The sequence below is a fragment of the Thioalkalivibrio sp. ALE22 genome (assembly GCF_000381445.1).
GTDB lineage: Bacteria > Pseudomonadota > Gammaproteobacteria > Ectothiorhodospirales > Ectothiorhodospiraceae > Thioalkalivibrio.
This window is the reverse complement of the sequence record NZ_KB906499.1, coordinates 21,079-37,079: the sequence shown is the minus strand read 5'-3', so window position 1 is coordinate 37,079 and position 16,001 is coordinate 21,079. Positions and strand designations below refer to the sequence as shown.

Sequence of the window (16,001 nt, the reverse complement as noted above, 5' to 3'; positions counted from 1 at the left end):
TCAGTCTCCTCCTTCCGGTCGGGCCGGGTGTGCGGCGTGGCGTGCGACCACCGCCTGGCCCAGGGCCAGTCCGCCATCGTTGGGCGGCACGGCCCGTGGCCACAGCGGGCGAAAGCCGGCGTCGCGCAGGGCCGCCACGCAGCATCGCAGCAGATGCCGATTCTGGAAGCATCCGCCGGTCAATGCCACGGTCTCGCGTTCGCTCGCCCGTGCGGCGGCCACCGCGAACCGCGCCAGTGCGCTATGCAGCCTTGCGGCAATCGCCCCGGGAGTGGCACCGCCCGCCTGCGCCGCCAGCAGGGCGGTGATCAGCGGGCCCCAGTCCGCATGCCAGGGCATCGCGTTCTCCAGCTCGAGATCCGGGGCATCCACCACGCCCGGCGCGGCCTCCGCCGCCTGCTGCACCAGCATCGCGGCCTGCCCCTCGAAGCCGGCACCGGTGCGCAGCCCGGTCAGGGCCGCCACCGCATCGAACAGCCGCCCGACGCTGCTGGTCCAGGGCGCGTTGACGCCGCGATCCAGGGCGCGGAGCAGCGCTGGCCACTCGGCATCGTCGAACAGGGCCCGGGCCGGGCTGGCCGCCAGGGCCGCCGTATCGCCCGCGAAGTGTGCATGCAGCAGCCCCAGCAGCGCGCGTCGCGGCTCGCGGATCGCGGCCTCGCCCCCCGGCAGTCGGAACGGGCGCAGATGGCCCGCACGCTGCCAGTCACCGTCGGCGTCCACGGTCAGGCACTCGCCCCCCCAGAGCGTCCCGTCCGTACCCAGCCCCGCGCCGTCCCAGACCAGCGCCAGGACCGGGTCCTGCACCCCGTGCTCGGCCAGACAGGCCGCGGCATGGGCGTGGTGGTGCTGCACGGGGAAGACCGGCACGCCCGGGCGCTCGGCGAGTGTGGTAGAGGCATAGTCCGGGTGTCGGTCGCAGGTGATGCGCTCGGTCTGCACGCCGCAGAGCCCGGCCAGCGCGCGGGCCTCGCTGTCGAGGCGGCGCAGGGCCGGGTCGCTGTCGAGGTCGCCGACGTGGGCGCCGACCACGACCTCGCGGTTCAGGGCCAGCGCCGGTGCCGCCTTGAGGTGGCCGCCCAGCGCCAGCGTGACCGGCCCGGGCTGCGGCAGCGGGATGCGCAGGGGCATGGTTCCCCGCCCCAGGCGCAGACACTGCGGCTGCCCGGCCACGATCTGGAACACGCTGTCGTCCAGCGGCCGCGCAATCGGTCGGTCGTGATCGAGGATGGCATCCGCGATCCCGCCCAGCCGGGCCACCGCCTCCTCGCCGTCGATACAAAGCGGTTCGCCGCTGCGGTTGCCGGAGGTGCAGACCAGCGGGATCGCGAGTGCGTCCAGCAGTAGCTGGTGCAGGGGCGTGGCCGCCCGCATCAGCCCGAGGCGGTTCAGCCCGGGGGCGATGTTCCCGGCCAGTGGCGCGCCAATCTTGCGATCCACCAGCACGATCGGGGCCTCCGGGCTGTCCAGCAGTGCCCGTTCCGCGTCGGATACAGGGGCCAGCCGTTCCAGCCAGTGGCCGTCCGGCAGCAGCACCGCCAACGGCTTTTCCGGGCGCTGCTTGCCTGCGCGCAGGCGGATGATGGCCGCCTCGCGGGTGGCGTCCGCCAGCAGCTGGAATCCGCCCGGGCCCTTCAGGGCCAGGATCTGCCCCGCGCGCAGGGCCGCCGCCGCGGCGTCCAGTGCCGCATCCGCGGTGGCCTGTTCGGTACCGTCCGGCGCGCGCAGCACGAGCCGCGGCCCGCAGTCCGGGCAGGCCATTGCCTCGGCATGGAAGCGCCGATCCCCCGGGTTCTCGAATTCCGCCCGACAGGCCGGGCACAGCGGGAAGTCAGCCAGGGTGGTGTGGGCACGCGCCCAGGGCAGCGCGGTCGTGATGCTCCAGCGCGGGCCGCAGGCCGTGCAGGCGGTGAACGGGTAGCGGTGGCGCCGCGCCGTCGGATCGCGGATCTCGGCCAGGCAGTCGGGACAGGGGGCGCGGTCCGGGGCCAGGGCGGGGGCGCCGCCTCGGTTCGGCCCCGTAGTGAGCCGGAAGCCGGCTGCGCCGGTGGGGGTTACGGGGCTGACAGAGATGTCATTGACACGTGCGGCCACCGGCGCCTCTTGCGCCAGTGCCGAACGAAACGCATCCAGGCGAGCCGCGTCCCCCTCGACCTGGATCACCACGCCCTCGGGCGTGTTGCCGACCGTGCCGGCCAGCGCCAGCCGTTTTGCCAGCGCCGCGACGAATGGGCGAAATCCCACGCCCTGCACCCGGCCGGTGACGACCAGGCGCCAGCGCTCCCGCGCCGGGCTAAGTGTCGCGGGCGTGTTCACGCCACGTCCAGGCTCCGCAGCAGGATCTGTTGCGCCTCGGGGTGGGTCTCGTCGTCGGAGGTCTCCACCTCCAGCTCGGCGCCCTCGGCCAGCGTGCCGCGGGTGCCATCCTCGAAGTGCTCGCGAAAATGCTCCGGCGTGATGTGCGACAGCGCGCCCAGCCAGACCCGCACCCGGGTGACCCGCTCGGCTTTGTTATCCGCCGCCACCTGCTCGATCTTGCGCATCAGGTCGGCCATCAACGAAAACTCGTGCATCCGTGTTCCCCTATCCGAAAAAGCAGGCGTACTCGTCTTTCTCCACCACACTCAGCACATCCTCCAGCGAGGCCAGTTCCGGGTGTGGGTCGTAGCCGTGCCACTTCAGGTCTGCCCGTTGCCAATAGAGTTTCCAACGGCCCGATTTGCGCACGAACGTGGCCTTGAACACCGGGTGTTCCATGACCCTTGTGGGAGCATCCATCAGCGGGCGCACTTCGTACAGCACCACGCTTTGGCCTTCGAGACGCCAGACAAGGTCCAGACGGTCTCGAACATGGGCGGGTGGTCGGCGCCTTTCCATGAACCCCTCCATCCCTTTTTCAATCCGCTTGCGCTCGAATTCGCTCAGGGCCATATGTATCCGTTCTCCGTTGCTGTCGGGGCCAATCGCTGGCTAGTCGGGGTCGGCAAAGTGACGATCCCGATAGTTTAGAGTGTGTGCCACGAGACAGCGCTGCGGCGATCGTACGGGCGCGGCTGCCCGTGTTTGGCCAAGTTTCCGTAAAGCGCGGCACCCTCCCAGCGGCCGCCCCCTCGGGAGTTCCCATGCAGATTCACCTCGATACCCCGGACCTGATGACCCGCGTGCGCCTCGAATCCCGCTGGCGTTCGGCCGGGGCCACGGTCACCAGTGGCGATGGGGCCGAGCGCCCCGATCTGGTGGTGATCGACCTGGCGGCCCGCGACGTGGCCACCGTGGCCACCTGGCGCGAACGCTTTCCGGATGCCGCCATCCTGGCCTTCGGTCCGCACGTGGAAGGCGCGATGCTCAAGGCCGCCCGCCAGGCGGGTGCCGACGAGGTCGTTGTGCGCGGCAAGGTAGCCGATCGCGTGAGCCGCCGAATCGAAGGCTCCGGGTCGTCCTAACGCGCCAGTATCCATTCCGACAATGGACAGCGCGGGCGCCAGCGGCTTGGGGCGGTTGTGCCATGACCTGCGACGCGTATGCTGGCCACTGGGAACGGGGAGGGCGTTCATGCGCTGAATGAGTCTCTGTGGCTGGCCGGTCTGGTCCTGGTCTTGCCGATCGTTGCCAGCGCGGATGAGACGTAGCCGCCAGGTGGACTATCCGCCACGCGACTGACGGGGCGATTGGCGTATACGCCGACGCGCCCTTCACCATAGGACGCTATTTGTGAACCGTGGACCGATCCCTTCGTCGCGATCCTTCATCAAGCGCGGCCATGCGACGACCACGGTGGCGGCTTGTTCCGGACAACAAGAAAGGAAACGAATAATGGGCCTGGGTGTGGGACTGGTGGTGCTGGCGGCCTTCTTCTGGGGGTTGTCCGGCGGGATCGGCGGCATCCTGATGGCCGAGGGCTGGGACGCCTTCGTGGTCTCGTTCTACCGCGGTGCCATCGGCCTGCTGTTCGTGCTGATCTGGCTCGCCTGGCGTCCCGGTGGCAGCGGGCTGGGCAGCGGCAAGATGTGGTTCTGGTCGGCCGTGGCCGGGCTGGGCGTGGCCGGCAACTTCGCGTTCTACTTCCTCAGCATCGCGCATGGCAGTGTGGCGGTCGCCGCCACGTTGATGTACTGCGCCCCGGTGTTCGTCTACATCATCTCCTTCGCCCTGCGGCTGGAATCCCCGACCACGCTCAAGCTGGTGGCCATCGCGATGGTCATGGTCGGCATCGTGCTGCTGACCCAGATCTACGACACCGGAGCGGGCAATGTGACGCTGATCGGCGCCGGTGCCGGCCTGCTGGCGGGCCTGTCCTACGCGATCTTCATCTTCGGCTTCAAGTACGCCGGGCAGCACGGCAGCCCGCAGGCGATCCTGACGATTGCCTTCGGTGTGCTGGTCATCCTGCTGATGCTGCCGGGCGACAATACCCAGATGGTGGAGGTCCTGAGCACCTCCGACTGGCCGCTGTTCCTGGCCCTCGGCATCTTCGGTGCCGGGCTGTCGTTCGCCTTCTACATCAATGGCTTGCGGACTACGGCCCCCGCCGTTGCCTCGATCGTCGCGATGATCGAACCGGTCACCGCCACGCTGTTCGGCGTGGTGATCCTGCACGAAAGCCTGGCACTGGTTCAGATCATCGGCATGGCCCTGATCCTGGTCACCGTCACCGCCCTCAGCGTGTCCTCCCGCGCCACGCCGCCCCCGGTCCCCGAGCGGGGCCGCGACGCCGAGTAGCGTTGTCGCACGGAGTTCCGGATCGCCCGCGCGATCCCTCCTGCCGGGCGGCAGGCCTTTGATGCGCGGGGAGATGCCACGCCGGTCTGCAGGGCTGGTATCCTCGCAGCCTGTTGAAGGTGGCCGCTGCGGGCGGTCGCGCACGATCTTTCCGGGCTCGCCCGGACCGAGGATTCTGGAGGCTGCATGAGCAGTACGCACCGACCCACCGATATCCAGCTGCATCAGAAGTCGCGCATCCTGGAGTTGACTTACTCCGACGGTTCGCATTTCGAGCTGCCTTGCGAGTTCCTGCGCGTGTACTCGCCCTCGGCCGAGGTGCGCGGGCACGGGCCGGGCCAAGAGGTGCTGCAGGTGGACAAGGAGGACGTGAACATCACCGCGATCGAGCCGGTCGGCAACTACGCGGTGAAGCTGGTGTTCTCCGATGGTCACGACACCGGCATCTACGACTGGGACTATCTGCACAAGCTCGGCACGGAGCAGGAAAGTCTGTGGCAGGATTATCTGGATCGGCTGAAAGAGGCCGGCCACGAGCGCAAGACGCACTGACAACGGCAGCTTGATGAAAGAAGAACCCGGCAAGACCCACTTCGGCTACCAGACCGTACCCGAGTCCGAGAAGGCCTCGCGGGTCGGCGAGGTCTTCCATTCGGTCGCATCGCGCTACGACGTGATGAACGACCTGATGTCGATGGGCATCCATCGCATCTGGAAGCGCTACACCCTGGAGCGCACCGGGGTGCGCCCGGGCATGAAGATCCTCGACCTGGCCGGGGGCACCGGGGACCTGGCCGGGGCCTTCGCCCCGCGCGTCGGGCCGAAGGGGCAGATCGTGGTCTGCGACATCAACGCCTCGATGCTGGAGGCCGGGCGCGACCGCATGCTGGACGAGGGCCATGTGGGCAACCTCGACTTCGTGCAGGCGGACGCCGAACAGTTGCCCTATCCGGATGACTACTTCGACCGCGTAACCATCGCCTTCGGCCTGCGCAACGTGACCCGCAAGGAACGCGCACTGGCCGAGATGCGCCGGGTGATCAAGCCGGGCGGGCGCGTGCTGGTGCTGGAGTTCTCGCAGCCGATGGCGCCGCTGCGCCCGCTCTACGATGTCTATTCGTTCAAGATGCTGCCGCTGATGGGCAAACTGGTCGCCAACGATGCGGACAGCTACCGCTACCTGGCGGAGTCCATCCGCATGCACCCGGATCAGGAGACCCTGGCCGGGATGATGCGCGACGCCGGGCTGGAACGGGTCGAGTACGACAACCTGACCGGCGGCATCGTCGCGCTGCATCGCGGCACAAAACTGTAACGTTTTCATGGCCGAACCCTTCGCTCTGCCCAGTCCGTTCACGGCCCTGATCGAGGCCACGCTGAACGAACACCTGGCGAGCGCGCCGGAGAAGGACCGGGCGCGCCTGGCCGGGCGCGCAATCGCCATCGTGATCGAGCCCCCGGGGCTGGCCCTTTCGCTGGTCGGGGCCGCCGACCGACTGCAGGTCATCGGCGGTGTCGAGGAGCCGGTGGATGTGCAGCTGGCGGGCTCGCCCCTGTCGCTGGCCGCGGCGCTGGGCCGCGACGACCGTTCCGGGCTGACCATCACCGGTGACGCCACCGTGCTCTCCGATCTGCAGCATGCGCTGCGGGATTCCGGAATCGACTGGGAGGGGCTGTTCGAGCGCTTTGCCGGCGCCGGGGCCGCCGGACCGCTGCGCCACCTGCTCGATCAGGCCCGCGGCAGCCTGCGCCACCTCGGCCGCCGCTCCGCCGAGGATACCGCCGACTATCTGCGCGACGAGCTCGAGTGGCTGCCGGCCGGCGGGGCCTTCGAGGCCTTTGCCGAGGACGTCGCCGACCTGCGTGACGGGGTCGCCCGCCTAGATGCCCGGCTGCGCCGTCTGGAGGCACAGTCCTCCGCACCTGACGACCGGCAGTCCTGATGCGCCGCGCGCTGTACCGGGGCCTGCGGCTGTGGACCATTGCGCGGGTCCTGGTGCGCTATCGCCTCGACGTCATCCTGTTTACGCTGAAGCCGCTGCGCCCGCTCAGCTTCCTGCTCTACCTCGCGCCCTGGAACTGGTTTCGCCGTACCGAAGGCACGCGCGGCGAGCGTATCCGCCGCGCGCTGGAGGACCTGGGGCCGATCTTCATCAAGTTCGGGCAGATGCTGTCCACCCGGCGCGACCTGCTGCCGGACGACATCGCGGTGGAGCTGGCCCGGCTTCAGGACCGCGTACCCCCGTTCCCGTTCGAGCAGGCGCGCGCCCTGATCGAGTCCGAGCTGGAGCGTCCGATCGAGATCGCCTTCGCCACCTTCGAGGACACCCCGATCGCCTCGGCCTCCATCGCCCAGGTGCACGCGGCCACGCTGCAGGACGGGCGCGAGGTCGTGGTCAAGGTCGTGCGCCCTGGCATCCTCAAGACCATCCGCGCGGATCTCGAGGTGATGCACCTGATCGCGGACCTGGCCGATCGCTACTGGTCCGAGGCCAAACGCCTGCGCCCGCGCGAGGTGGTGGACGAATACGAAAAGACCGTCACCGACGAGCTGGACCTGATCCGCGAGGGTGCGAACGCCGCCGCGATCCACCGCAACTTCGAGGACAGCCACCTGCTGTACATCCCGGAGATCATCTGGGACTACACGCGCCGCAGCGTGCTGGTGATGGAGCGCATCGGCGGCATCCCGGTGGCCGACATCGCCGCGCTGCGCGAGCGGAACGTGGATCTGAAGCTGCTGGCCGAGCGCGGGGTGGAGATCTTCTTCACCCAGGTGTTTCAGCACAACTTCTTCCACGCCGACATGCACCCGGGCAACATCTTCGTCGATGCCACCCACCCGGACGATCCCACCTACCTGGCGGTGGACTTCGGCATCGTCGGTTCGCTTCTGGATTCCGACCAGCGCTATCTGGCGGAGAACTTCCACGCGTTCTTCAATCGTGACTACCGCCGGGTGGCGGAGTTGCACGTGGAGTCCGGCTGGGTGCCGAAGGACACCCGCGTGGACGAATTCGAGGCGGCCATCCGCACCGTCTGCGAGCCGATTTTCCAGCGCCCGCTGGACGAGATCTCGTTCGGCCAGGTCCTGCTGCGCCTGTTCCAGACCGCGCGGCGCTTCAACATGGAGGTCCAGCCACAGCTGGTGCTCTTGCAGAAGACCCTGCTGAACATTGAGGGCCTGGGCCGCCAGCTGTACCCGCAGCTGGACCTGTGGACCACCGCCAAGCCATTCATCGAGAAGTGGATGCACGAACGCATGGGCGTGCGCGCGTTCATCCGCAACGCCCAGCAGCACCTGCCGCGCCTGCTGGCGCAGCTGCCCGAGATGCCCATGCACCTGGAAAAGGCCCTGACGGTCGAAGAGCAGCGCGCCGAGCGCGACGCCGCTCTGCGCCAGCAGATCCGTGAGCTGGAGGAAGGCCTGCGCCGCCAGAACCGTCGGCGCCACGAGGCCTGGGGGGGCGCGGGACTGCTCGCCTTGGCGGGGCTGGCCACCCAGCTCGACGTGTCCACCTGGCTCGGACTGGCCTGGCCGTCCTGGCCGCTCGGCCTGGTTGGCGCCGCCATGCTGCTATTCGGGCTGCGCCCGGGCCCGTACCGCCGCCCCGTTGATCGCACCTGAACACCACAGGCAGCGTCGCCCGTTCATTCATGGGCCGTGTCGCTGCAGACAGTAGGAGGCCAGCCCTCTGGCCGATGGGGACCTGTCCAACGCCCCATCGGCCAGAGGGCTGGCCTCCTACGGGGAGCGGTCCGGCGCCCGGGGTCAGACGTCGAGGAGCAGGCGCGCCGGGTCCTCGATGGCGTCCTTGATGGCGACCAGGAACTGCACCGCATCGGCGCCATCGACCAGGCGGTGATCGTAGGATAGAGCTACGTACATCATCGGCCGGATCACCACCTCGCCGTCCACCGCGACCGGGCGCTCCTTGATGGCATGCATGCCGAGGATCGCGCTCTGTGGCGGGTTCAGGATCGGCGTGGAGAACAGCGATCCGAAGACCCCGCCGTTGGTGATCGTGAAGGTGCCCCCGCGCAGCTCGTCGATATCCAGCTTGCCATCACGGGCGCGCTCGGCGAAGTCGCGGATGCGGCGCTCGATATCGGCGATGGAGGCGTTGCCGGTGTCGCGCAGCACCGGCACCACCAGCCCGCGCGGTGACGACACCGCGATCCCGATGTCGCTGTAGTGGTGGTAGACGATCTCCTCGCCGTCCAGAGCGGCATTGATCACCGGGAAGCGCTCCAGCGCCCGCGTGGCCGCGGCCACGAACAGGCCCATGAAGCCGAGCTTGATGGAATGGCGCTTCTCGAAGGTCTCCTTGTAGCGCCCGCGCAGGGCCATCGCCGCGGACATGTCGATCTCGTTGAAGGTGGTCAGCATCGCGGTGGATTGCTTGGCCTCCAGCAGGCGCTCGGCGATGCGCGCGCGCAGCCGTGTCATGGGCACGCGCTCGATGCGCTCGGCACGGTCCGTCGGCTCGGTCGGGCGTTGCGCAGTGCGGGCGGCCGAACCGGAGTCCTCCGCCTGCGCACCCGTACGGGTCCCGGAACCCGCGGCCCGCTGGTCACGAACGCGCTCCACATCCTCGCGCTGGATGCGCCCATCTTCCCCAGTGCCCTCGACCTCCCCGGCACTGAGCCCGGCCTCCTGCAACAAGCGCCGAACGGAGGGAGAGGGCGGCGGCGCACTGCCGGCATCATCCGCGCCCGTACCGGACGCTGCGGACTCGGCAGCGGGCTGCGCGTCGGCGCGCTCCTCCTGTGCGTCGGCAGCCGGGGCGGGCTCGGCAGGCTGCCCCTGAGCCGCGGTCTTCGCCGGCTCCGGTTCGTCACCGGACTCGTCTTCCTCATCCTTTGGCGCGGCCTCGGCCGGCCCCAGATAGCCCAGCACGGCATCGGCCTTGACCACGTCGCCCTCGCTGGCGGACAGCTCCACCAGGGTGCCGGGGCCAGGCGCCGACACCTCGAGGACCACCTTGTCGGTCTCCAGCTCGGCAATGAGTTCATCGCGCTTCACGGGGTCCCCGGCCTTTTTGTGCAGGGCGATTACGGTCGCGTCGGCGACCGATTCGGGGAGTTCCGGGACCTGGATCGGGGTGCGATCGGTTGCCATCTCGCTTCCTTGTGCTGTACGTCAGTTTCGAAGATTCAGGGCGTCGGGTGCGGCGTGTCCCGCGAGCTGATGGGCCCGAACGCACGTTCGAGCAGATCCTTCAGCTGGGCCTTGTGCACCTCGGGGTAGCCGACGGCAGGGGCCGCGGCCGGGGGCCGCGCCACCGCGTGCAGGGTCTGGCCGCGTACCGCCAGCAGCGGGTTGATGCGCGGCGCGACGAACTCCAGATACCCCTGGTTCTCCGGCTCGTCCTGGACCCAGACGAACTCGTCCGCCTCCGGGTAGCGGCCCAGCAGCTCGGTCAGGCGTGCCTCGGGGAAGGGGTAGCACTGTTCCAGGCGCAGGATGGCCGTGTCCGCGTGCTCGCCCTCGGCCTGGCGGGCGGCCAGGTCGTAGAAGATGCGGCCGCTGGTGAGCAGGACGCGCTTCACCCGGTTCGGGTCGTCAATGCCGGCGTCGTCGATGACCGTCTGGTACTGGCCGCTGGCCAGGGCATCGAGGTCGGAGACCGCGTCCTTGTGTCGCAGCAGGCTCTTCGGCGTCATCACGATGAGCGGCTTGCGGTAGGGGCGCAGCATCTGGCGGCGCAGCAGGTGGAACATCTGCGCTGGCGTGGTCGGCACGCAGACCTGCATATTCTCCTGCGCCGCGAGCTGCAGGAAGCGCTCCGGGCGCGCCGAGGAGTGTTCCGGACCCTGCCCCTCGTAGCCGTGCGGCAGCAGCAGGGTCAGACCGGACAGGCGGCCCCATTTCTGCTCCCCGGAGGAGATGAACTGGTCGATTACCACCTGGGCGCCGTTCACGAAGTCGCCGAACTGCGCCTCCCAGATCACCAGGGCCTCCGGGGCGGCGGTGGCGTAACCATATTCGAAGGCCAGCACGCCCTCCTCGGAGAGCAGCGAGTCGATTACCAGGAAGCGCGGATGGTCCGGGTCCAGACGCCGCAGCGGCACGATGGCCTTCCCGGTCTCCTGGTCGTGCAGCACCGCATGGCGGTGGAAGAAGGTGCCCCGGCTGGAGTCCTGTCCGGAAAGGCGGATGCGGTAGCCATCCTGGATCAGCGCCCCATAGGCCAGGGTCTCGGCCGCGCCCCAGTCCAGCGGCTGTTCGCCCCGCGCCATGGCGACGCGGGCCTCCAGGATCTTCTGCACGCGGTCGTTCGGGCGAAAGCCCTCCGGCGGCGTGGACAGCTGCTCCAGGGTGCGCGCCAGACGCTCGGCGGGCGCACCGGTCTCCACGTCCTGGTCCCAGGTCTGGTTCACGTAGGGGCCCCAGTTGGTCGAAGACCCGGTATGGCCATTGCGCTCGCGCAGCAGCGACAGCGCCACCGGCTGTCCGGCATCCAGCCGGCCGCGGTAGTCCTCCAGGGCCTGGTCCTGGGCCTCTTCGGTGGTCAGGCCGTCGCGGATCAGGCGCGTGGCGTAGCGCTCGCGGGTGGTCGGCAGCTCGCGGATGCGGTGGTACATGCGCGGCTGGGTGGCGGCCGGTTCGTCGGCTTCGTTGTGCCCCTGGCGGCGATAGCAGACCAGGTCGATCACCACGTCCTTGCCGAAGCGCATGCGGTAGTCCAGCGCGATCTGGGTGACAAACACCACGGCCTCGGGGTCGTCGCCGTTCACGTGCAGGATGGGCGCATTCACCATCTTGGCCACATCGGTCGCGTAATGGGTCGAACGTGCGTCTTTCAGGGTCGATGTCGTGAACCCAATCTGGTTGTTCACCACCACGTGCACGGTGCCCTTGGTGGAGAACCCCCGGGTCTGGGACATGTTCAGGGTCTCCATGACCACGCCCTGCCCGGCGAACGCGGCATCGCCATGGATCACCACCGGCATCACGCGGTTGCCCTTGCGATCGCCAACGCGGACCTGGCGCGCGCGCACCGAGCCCTCGACTACCGGGGTGACGATCTCCAGATGCGACGGATTGAAGGCGAGCGCCAGGTGAACCGGCCCGCCCGGGGTATCCAGATCCGACGAGAACCCCATGTGGTACTTCACGTCCCCGGTACCGCGATCGTCACGCGGCCGGCCCTCGAATTCGTTGGCCAGTTCTTCCGGCGACTTGCCGAACAGGTTGACCAGCACGTTCAGGCGCCCGCGATGGGCCATGCCGACCACGAGTTCGTGCAGCCCACGCGCGCCGCCGCGCTGAACCAGGGCATTCAGCAGCGGGATCAGGCTCTCCGCGCCCTCCAGCGAGAAACGCTTCTGTCCGACATAGCGTCGGTGCAGGTAGCGCTCCAGGCCCTCGGCCGCGGTGAGACGCTCGAGGATGGCCAGGCGCGTCTCGTCGTCGAAGCCGAACCGGCCATGCGCGGACTCCAGGCGTTCCTGCAGCCAGCGCTTCTCGTCGGTGGCCATCAGGTGCATGTATTCCGCGCCGATACTGGCGCAGTAGGTCTCCTTCAGGACCCGCTCGATGGTATCCAGTGAGACGCGCCCCTCGATAAACAGGGAACCCGGATCGAAGGTGATGTCCGGGCCGACCTGGTCCAGCCCGTGATGCTCGCGGCTCAGCTCGCGCGGCGGCTCGGGGGACTCGCGTTCCAGCGGGTCGAGGCGGGCGCCGAAGTGCCCGAGATAGCGGTAGGCGTTGATGAACTGCAGCACCCGGATCTGCAGTTGTTCGTGCGCCAGGTCCGGACGGTCGGTCGAACGCCGGCGGCGTTCCGGCCGCGCCACACCTTCCAGCGAGCGAAAATAGTCGGCCCAGGCGGGCGGGACCGAATCGGGGTCCTCGCGGTAGCGCTCCAGCAGACCCTCGGCAAAGGCCAGATTGTCGGGGTGCAGTTCCTGGCCGGAGACGGGGCTGTCCAGCCGGTGCCGGGATGGCATCTCGTTCATTCGCGGTCTTCCCATTCCTGATGCGACTACCCTTGTGACTCCGTCGGCGTGCGAGGTTCCTTGCAGGCACCCTGGCGCTTCGACGCGGGCTGACTTCGAGAGTAGCGCGTTTGCCCGGCCGAAGGCACACGGCCCGCATGTGGAACGTGCGATTCCGGCCGGGTTTCCCTACCATTCGCGCATGGATGTCTCCCCCCTGCTTGATTCCCTGAACCCGGCCCAGCGCGAGGCCGTGGCCGCCCCGCCGCAGCCGCTGTTGGTACTGGCCGGCGCCGGCTCCGGCAAGACCCGCGTGCTGGTGCACCGCATCGCCTGGCTGATCGGCGTGGAGGGCGTGGCCCCGCACAGCCTGCTGGCGGTCACCTTCACCAACAAGGCGGCGGCCGAGATGCGCGGGCGCATCGAGGCGCTGCTGGGCCACCCGGCCACCGGGCTGTGGGTCGGCACCTTCCACGGCCTGGCGCACCGGCTGCTGCGCCAGCACTGGCAGGAGGCGAAACTGCCGCAGGGCTTCCAGATCCTCGACTCCGACGATCAGCTGCGCATGGTCAAGCGCGTGCTGCGCGGCCTGGAACTGGACGAGGCGCGCTGGCCGCCGAAGCAGGCGCAGTGGTACATCAACGCGCGCAAGGACGAGGGCTCGCGCCCGGAACACCTGCCGGATACCGGCGACCCCGTCGCGCGCCAGTGGGTGCGCGTCTACACCACCTACCAGCAGGCCTGCGAGCGCGCCGGCGTGGTGGACTTCGCCGAGCTGATGCTGCGCTCGCTGGAGCTGCTGCGCGACAACAAGGCGCTGCTGGAGCACTACCGCACGCGCTTTCGCCATGTGCTGGTCGACGAGTTCCAGGACACCAACGATATCCAGTACGCCTGGCTGCGCCTGCTGGCCGGCGACAGCCCCGTGTTCGCGGTCGGCGACGACGACCAGTCCATCTATGGCTGGCGCGGCGCGAAGATCGAGAACATCCAGCACTTCCAGCAGGACTACCCGGGCACCCAGGTCGTGCGCCTGGAGCAGAACTACCGTTCCAGCGCCAACATCCTGAACGCGGCCAACGCCTTGATCCGCCACAACGCCGGCCGCCTCGGCAAGGAGCTGTGGACCGAGGACAAGGAGGGCGCGCCGGTGCGCCTGTACACCGCGCTGAACGAGCAGGAAGAGGCGCGCTTTATCGCCGAGACCATCGCCCGCCATGTGGACGAGGGCGGGCTGTACCGCGAGTGCGCCGTGCTCTACCGCTCCAACGCCCAGTCGCGCGTGCTGGAAGAGACCTTCATCGGCCGGCGCATGCCCTACCGCGTCTACGGCGGCCTGCGCTTCTTCGAGCGCCAGGAGATCCGCGACGCCCTGGCCTACCTGCGCCTGGCCGGCAACGGCGATGACGACGCCGCGTTCCTGCGCGTGGTCAACCAGCCGCCGCGCGGGATCGGCGAAAAGACCCTGGAGGGCCTGCGCCAGGCGGCCCAGGCGGCGGACACCAGCCTGCTTCAGGCGGCGGCCCACGCGGTGGATGCCGACGCCCTGCCCGGGCGCGCGCGCAACGCGGTCGCCGGGTTCGTGCAGCTGGTCCGCGATCTGCAGCAGGAGCTCCCGCGCCAGCCGCTGGCGGACCAGGTGGAGCAGGCGATCGAACGCGCCCAGCTGCGCGAGCACTACAAGAAGGAGAAGGGCGAGCGCGGCGAGGCGCGCCTGGAGAACCTGGACGAACTGGTGGGGGCGGCGCGCGCCTTTGACATGGAATCCACCGCCGAGAGCGAGGAAGGCGAGGGCAATCCGCTGACCGAATTCCTCGCCCACGCGGCGCTGGAGGCCGGCGAGGGCGCGGCCGACCCGCACGAGGACGCGGTGCAGATGATGACCCTGCACTCTGCCAAGGGCCTGGAGTTCCCGCTGGTGTTCCTGACCGGCATGGAGGAGGGCCTGTTCCCCAACGCGCGCTCGTTGGAGGAGCCGGGCCGGCTGGAGGAGGAGCGCCGCCTGGCCTACGTCGGTATGACCCGCGCCGAGAAGGAGCTGTACCTGATCCACGCCGAGACCCGTCGGTTGTACGGGCGCGAGTCCTACAACGTCGCCTCGCGCTTCATCAACGAGATCCCGGAGGACGCGCTGGAGGTGCTGCGCCCGCAGGCCTCGCCCTACGGCGCCGGACGCTTTGCGGCGGCCCGGCAGAAGACGGCGGGCTTCGGGTCCATGGATGCACAGGCCGCCGAGGCCTCCGCGGCGGGCCTGGCCATCGGCGCCCGTGTGCATCACGCGAAGTTCGGCGAGGGCCTGGTCACCCAGTTCGAGGGCTCCGGCAACTCGGCGCGGGTACAGGTGAACTTCGCCCACGCCGGCTCCAAGTGGCTGGTGCTCAGCTTCGCCAAACTGGAGGTTCTGGGTTAGGCGGAATGCCGCTTATTTCACCACGGAGAACACAGAGGCCACGGAGAAGGGCCAGGGCGATTTACAGGAAGGTGGGGAGACAGGAAGAGAAGGGCTGGATTAATAGGGCTGGCATTGTGAGCGTAGGCGGCAATCTTTTCGTTAACACTGGCGGGACTCCCAACCCGATCGCCACGTCGCTTCGCTTCTCGCGATGACGTACTCAATAGCGACACGATGCGATTCGCTGCGCTCGCCACATCCTGCCCCTCTTCGCGGGGTTTCTCCGTGTCCTCTGTGCCCTCTGTGGTGCAAACGCCCTTGATCCCCTTCGTATCTTCGTGCGCTTCGTGGTGACACAAAAAAGCCCCGCCGAGGCGGGGCTTGTGAGCATCGAGCCGAATGGCGATCACTCGATCTTGATGTAGGCGAAGCCTTCCTCGTTCTGCAGTTCGGCCACGCGCACCACGCCCGAGGGGACGAAATTCACGTGGTCGTAGATCAGATCCTCGTCGAGGCCGATCTGCGAGCGGGTGATCTCGCACAGCTCCAGTTGCACGCCATGGGTGCTTGCGAGGCTCATCAGGCGGCCGCGCAGGGTCTCGCGCTCTTCCTTCAGTTCCTCGTCGGCCTCGAACGGCGTATCGGCGAGATTGTCGTCGGTCAGGAAGCGGATGCCGTGGGCCACGAACACGATGCGCACGTCGGCGTCGATGAACTCGTTCTGGTAGTGCGTCATCATGTTATTGATGCTGGTCAGCATCGCGGAGAAGCGGCGCGGGTCGGCGAAGTCGGCGTGATAGACCACCTTGGCCTCCGGCTCGAAGGCCTTGGCCTGGGGCATGAAGGCCAGGCTCGCGACCAGCAGGGTGGCCAGCAGGAGGGCCATGCCCGCGGCGGTTGCCGAGGTGGTTTGAAGGGTCCGGGGAAAGCGGTTCATCGTGGT

13 protein-coding genes are annotated in these 16,001 nt (G+C 68.6%); 7 read left to right on the top strand and 6 right to left on the bottom strand.

Annotated elements, in window-relative coordinates; all coding sequences use genetic code 11:
• Genes hypF through F793_RS0100185 form a run of 3 tightly spaced genes read right to left on the bottom strand, consistent with a single transcriptional unit; the run spans position 1 to position 2,931 of the window.
• Complete coding sequence (gene hypF / locus F793_RS0100195; protein ID WP_018881993.1) at positions 1-2,316, bottom strand: carbamoyltransferase HypF; 2,316 nt, start codon at positions 2,314-2,316, stop codon at positions 1-3.
• Positions 2,313-2,573 carry a hydrogenase maturation nickel metallochaperone HypA gene (locus F793_RS0100190; RefSeq protein ID WP_018881994.1) on the bottom strand — a complete coding sequence of 87 codons (261 nt, stop codon included), beginning with the start codon at positions 2,571-2,573 and terminating at the stop codon, positions 2,313-2,315. The genes hypF and F793_RS0100190 overlap by 4 nt, the downstream gene beginning before the upstream one ends.
• A gap of 10 nt (positions 2,574-2,583) precedes the next feature.
• Entirely contained in the window at positions 2,584-2,931 is a 348-nt protein-coding gene (locus F793_RS0100185) for a DUF3024 domain-containing protein (RefSeq protein ID WP_018880930.1), read from the bottom strand.
• 191 nt (positions 2,932-3,122) lie between these two features.
• On the opposite strand from F793_RS0100185, the gene F793_RS0100180 reads away from it, so the two are divergent.
• The 6 genes from F793_RS0100180 to ubiB all read left to right on the top strand — a co-directional run bounded on the left by F793_RS0100180 (position 3,123) and on the right by ubiB (position 8,347).
• Positions 3,123-3,443, top strand: a complete 321-nt coding sequence (locus F793_RS0100180; protein ID WP_018881995.1) for a hypothetical protein — start codon at positions 3,123-3,125, stop codon at positions 3,441-3,443.
• Positions 3,444-3,813: 370 nt separating this feature from the next.
• Positions 3,814-4,719 (top strand): DMT family transporter, encoded by a 906-nt coding sequence (locus tag F793_RS0100170; RefSeq protein WP_018878216.1) that lies wholly within the window; start codon positions 3,814-3,816, stop codon positions 4,717-4,719.
• A 186-nt stretch (positions 4,720-4,905) separates the two neighbouring features.
• Complete coding sequence (locus tag F793_RS0100165) at positions 4,906-5,271, top strand: gamma-butyrobetaine hydroxylase-like domain-containing protein (protein ID WP_018867570.1); 366 nt, start codon at positions 4,906-4,908, stop codon at positions 5,269-5,271.
• A gap of 13 nt (positions 5,272-5,284) precedes the next feature.
• Entirely contained in the window at positions 5,285-6,034 is a 750-nt protein-coding gene (gene ubiE / locus F793_RS0100160; protein ID WP_018867569.1) for a bifunctional demethylmenaquinone methyltransferase/2-methoxy-6-polyprenyl-1,4-benzoquinol methylase UbiE, read from the top strand.
• Positions 6,035-6,041: 7 nt separating this feature from the next.
• Positions 6,042-6,662, top strand: a complete 621-nt coding sequence (locus F793_RS0100155; protein ID WP_018867568.1) for an SCP2 domain-containing protein — start codon at positions 6,042-6,044, stop codon at positions 6,660-6,662.
• The gene (ubiB, locus tag F793_RS0100150) at positions 6,662-8,347 is read left to right on the top strand and encodes a ubiquinone biosynthesis regulatory protein kinase UbiB (RefSeq protein ID WP_018867567.1); all 1,686 of its coding nucleotides are present in this window, start codon (positions 6,662-6,664) and stop codon (positions 8,345-8,347) included. The genes F793_RS0100155 and ubiB overlap by 1 nt, the downstream gene beginning before the upstream one ends.
• A gap of 144 nt (positions 8,348-8,491) precedes the next feature.
• Here the strand turns inward: ubiB and odhB are convergent, their stop codons facing one another.
• Both odhB and F793_RS0100140 read right to left on the bottom strand, forming a co-directional pair.
• Positions 8,492-9,841 carry a 2-oxoglutarate dehydrogenase complex dihydrolipoyllysine-residue succinyltransferase gene (gene odhB / locus F793_RS0100145; protein ID WP_018867932.1) on the bottom strand — a complete coding sequence of 450 codons (1,350 nt, stop codon included), beginning with the start codon at positions 9,839-9,841 and terminating at the stop codon, positions 8,492-8,494.
• Between the two features lie 35 nt (positions 9,842-9,876).
• A complete protein-coding gene (locus F793_RS0100140) occupies positions 9,877-12,687 on the bottom strand; it encodes a 2-oxoglutarate dehydrogenase E1 component (RefSeq protein WP_018881997.1) in 2,811 nt (936 codons plus the stop codon).
• A gap of 181 nt (positions 12,688-12,868) precedes the next feature.
• Here F793_RS0100140 and uvrD point away from each other — a divergent pair, with 181 nt between their 5' ends.
• The gene (gene uvrD, locus F793_RS0100135) at positions 12,869-15,076 is read left to right on the top strand and encodes a DNA helicase II (protein WP_026280364.1); all 2,208 of its coding nucleotides are present in this window, start codon (positions 12,869-12,871) and stop codon (positions 15,074-15,076) included.
• A 388-nt stretch (positions 15,077-15,464) separates the two neighbouring features.
• On the opposite strand, the gene F793_RS0100130 is transcribed toward uvrD, so the two are convergent.
• Positions 15,465-15,995, bottom strand: a complete 531-nt coding sequence (locus tag F793_RS0100130) for a DsrE family protein (RefSeq protein ID WP_018878209.1) — start codon at positions 15,993-15,995, stop codon at positions 15,465-15,467.
• Positions 15,996-16,001: the final 6 nt, after the last annotated feature.